Genomic DNA, 3,276 nt, shown 5'->3' with positions numbered 1-3,276 from the left:
GCCCCAGTCCCCCGAGCCCCCAAATGGCTGCCTTCATGAAGTGCCTCCTGTTGGGTTGTCGATAAGTCCCATCGGGAGAACCTGAATGCGGACATGGCGCGATGCAGCAACCACGGGACGTCCGAGCCGGGCCCCGTGAGCACGGCCCCCTCGCGTGAGGGCCACGAGTGCCTGGGTGGCCCACGCGAGCGTGTGCGGGAAGGTGCCCGCATGGCCGGGCGTGCACACCTTGAGCGGGCAGACGGACCGAATCCCTTCAAGGAGCGCCGCAAGAATGCCCACGCAGCAGCCGCCGATCCCCGGGACTCCGCACCCGACGCCCCTGCCTCCCGAGCCCGAGCCCAACGCGCCGGTCAAGGAGCCGGACCCTCGGCAGCCCCAGCAGGAGCCGCCCTTCCGGCAGCCTCCCGCCAAGGAGCCGCCGGGCAAGCAGCCGCCGGAGATCGAGCCTCCCCTGCCGCCTGACATCTCACCGCCGGGGATTCGAGACCCGCCGCCTCCCGGGCAGCCGGGCAAGCCGAACATCGTCGCGTAGAGATGCTCACGGCGACCACGGGTCGCCCGCGCGCACGTCCGATGCGCGCTGGGCGATGGCCGGCAGCGCTCGTCAGTGAGGCACGTACGGCTCGGACACACGCTCGAACGAAACGCCCAGATTCCCCACGGCTTCGAGGGCGAGCTTGATGTCCTCCGAAACAATGAGCGCGGTCTTGAACCTCTTCGGCCGAAAGACCTGCGCGCTCTCCGTCTTCGAGGAGTCGAGTCGCAGTCCGTAGACCCAACGGTATTCCCCCTTGAACTCGGGGAACGTTCCGTCTGGGTAGTGCCGCACCTCCTCGCATCGGGCTTCGTCGATGCAATCGACCACCTTGATTGCGTTCACGACGAAGTACGGTTCGACCTCGCCCTCGATGGACACAGGAAAGAGCTGCACGTCGCCGGGCGCGAGAGTCCTGAAGACGTTCGCAACGCCTTCGCTGACGATGGGGGCCTTCTCGATGACAGAGAACACGAACGCACGCTTCTTCCCGGGATGGGAGATGCGTGCCGCGAGGGCGCCCAGGTCTGGAAGGACACGCCCGTCCGCGAACATCCAAGGTTCGTCAAAGGACTCCCCCGAATCCCGTGTCGGCGTTTCGATGAGCCACTGGGGAACATCCTCCATTTCAACCTGATAGAGCGGACGCATCATCTCATTCTCCGGTCTTCACGATGAGCCGCCGCAACGCGGAGCCCGGCGTCATGAGTTCATCGGCAATCGTCGCAAGCTCCTCCATCAGATTGGCACGACAGGTTTCTGTCTTCCTGCATCGGCTCACGGAGTCTTGCAGCCGACTCGTCACCCGCTTGTGATACAGCTCGGGATGAGGTCCCTCGTGCCCATTGAGGCGCACCTTGTTTGCAGCGTCCTCAAGCGACATCCCTGCCTTCTCGAAAATCTTCAGGCAGATGGGCGTCCACGGACCGCCTGTCACATCCGACGTCGGGTTCTTGTTCGTGCAGATGTGATGAACAGGCCCCACGTCATCGCCAGGAAAACGCCCGTCTGAGTACATCGCCAGGGCGGCAACGGCTCCGGGCGTCAGCGCGACGTTCAGCACTCCGGCAGCAGGCAGCGCGATGGAAGTCACGCCGCCCCCCATCGCCGCTCCGAGTGGGAAGCCCGCCTCGGCCTGGGCTCGGAGCGCGGCCTGGGGGAAACCAGGGAGCCTCGGCCCCTGGGACGCCATCGCGCTCCTTCCCCCCAGGGCCGTCACCACGAAGAGCACCAAGATACGAGCGCCGTTCGTCCCAAGCACCCTTCCAAAGCGATGACCGATGTCCTGCAGTTCGATGACACTCGTCGCGCGCCCTGAGTCGTCCCACAAATCGGCGAAACCGCGCCCTAGCTCCCAGACCGGAACAATCCCTAGATAGGCCACCATCGCCGCCGTCAATGCGACCGCGAGGACCTTCGTGACTGGCTCGGGCAGGGCCAACGTGAGGAGCACCGTCAGCGCGGCCGAGGTCACCATCGCCTTGAGCACCGTGGGGTTCAGCACCTTCCCAATCTCCGCTTCGACACTCTCCCAGATGGTATCGAGCGCGAAGGACAACGCCATCAACGTTCTGTCCCGGCGCGAGAACGTCAGACCGGTTCCGCCCACCAGCGACAAGCACTCGTCGCCGTCAGGGCAGATGCGCGAGGCCAAGGACTCTGGGGACACCCCAGTCCCAGCATCCGCGAGCCCCTTGGAGGTTGCGAGCAGAGTCCTGGACCGAACCCACCCTCGCTCGTCGGCTGCATCGGCTTCGCGAAAGGCGACGTCCATCCGCAAGTCGAGGATGAGCCGGGAGAGGGCTGACTTGAACTCCGCCTCGCTCACCTCGATCGGAGCAACGTCCCTGGAATCATGGACCACCTGCCTGCCGCCTCCAACATCGACGTGGACGGCACGGGACGTCGCACACCCTCCCGCCATTAGCAATAACGAGACAACCCACACCCATCGCATAGAGCCCCACGAAGCAGAAGCCTCCTGAAGTACAGGAGGCAGCTCATCCTCGCTTTCGGACTATTCTCGTTCAATGACTGACTCCAGACATGTCACCTGAGGGTTCTTCGGCCGAGAGGCATGCTCTCCGTTGATGTGCCAGGTCAGCGCATCGCGTCCATATGCGGTCGCTCGTCCACCGTCTCACCTTCCTGCCATGCCCCTGCATGGAGGTGTCCCCATCACCCCGCCCCCTTGCCCACCAGACGACGAGGGCACCCGTCCCTGGGCCTCGGTGCACGGCGCGCCCCTGGATTCCAGGTAGGCTCGCGCGGCCCACGCCCCCATGCACGAGTTCCCCTCACGCAGTCAGATGCTCCTGGCCGCCTTCACCGCCGCCGCGCTCGCCGCCCTCATCGAATGGGCCTGGACCAGCGCGGACGCGGCCAATCCCCTGCCCCGCATCCTCGCCACCTCCGCGCTCGTCCTCACCTGCGCGGGCGTCCCCGCCCTCCTCCTCGCCCACGCCCGCGAGCGCACCCGCCGGGAACGCGACGCAGCCCTGCGCAGCGCCGGTGACTCCAGCGCCCTGCGCGACGCCCTCATGGACGTCACCCCCGTGGGCTTCGCCTTCTTCGACCGCAACCTGCGCTACATCCACGTCAACACCGCGCTCGCCGCCATGAACGGCCTGCCCGCCGGTGGACACCTGGGCCGCCACGTCACCGAGGTCATGCCCGAGCTGGGCCGACTCCTCGCCCCACGCCTCGAGCGCGCCCTCGGCACCGACGCCCCCGTCCAG

General features: G+C 66.4%; 4 protein-coding genes. 2 read left to right on the top strand and 2 right to left on the bottom strand.

Annotation, left to right across the window (positions count from 1 at the left end):
- Window positions 1-274: 274 nt before the first annotated feature.
- Complete coding sequence (locus FL311_RS42110; protein ID WP_228557452.1) at window positions 275-535, top strand: hypothetical protein; 261 nt, start codon at window positions 275-277, stop codon at window positions 533-535.
- A 72-nt stretch (window positions 536-607) separates the two neighbouring features.
- On the opposite strand, the gene FL311_RS42105 is transcribed toward FL311_RS42110, so the two are convergent.
- Both FL311_RS42105 and FL311_RS42100 read right to left on the bottom strand, forming a co-directional pair.
- Window positions 608-1,192, bottom strand: a complete 585-nt coding sequence (locus FL311_RS42105; RefSeq protein ID WP_194869620.1) for a DUF1629 domain-containing protein — start codon at window positions 1,190-1,192, stop codon at window positions 608-610.
- A 1-nt stretch (window position 1,193) separates the two neighbouring features.
- The gene (locus tag FL311_RS42100; RefSeq protein ID WP_141333237.1) at window positions 1,194-2,495 is read right to left on the bottom strand and encodes an AHH domain-containing protein; all 1,302 of its coding nucleotides are present in this window, start codon (window positions 2,493-2,495) and stop codon (window positions 1,194-1,196) included.
- A gap of 325 nt (window positions 2,496-2,820) precedes the next feature.
- Between FL311_RS42100 and FL311_RS42095 the strand changes: the two genes are divergently transcribed.
- Window positions 2,821-3,276 (top strand): PAS domain-containing protein (locus FL311_RS42095; RefSeq protein ID WP_153882729.1); only part of this gene is annotated, 456 nt, incomplete at its 3' end.

The sequence above is a fragment of the Myxococcus sp. AB025B genome (assembly GCF_006518215.1).
GTDB classification, from domain to species: Bacteria; Myxococcota; Myxococcia; order Myxococcales; family Myxococcaceae; genus Myxococcus; species Myxococcus fulvus.
The sequence above is the reverse complement of the archived record's forward strand: the minus strand, read 5'-3'. Positions and strand labels throughout refer to the sequence as shown.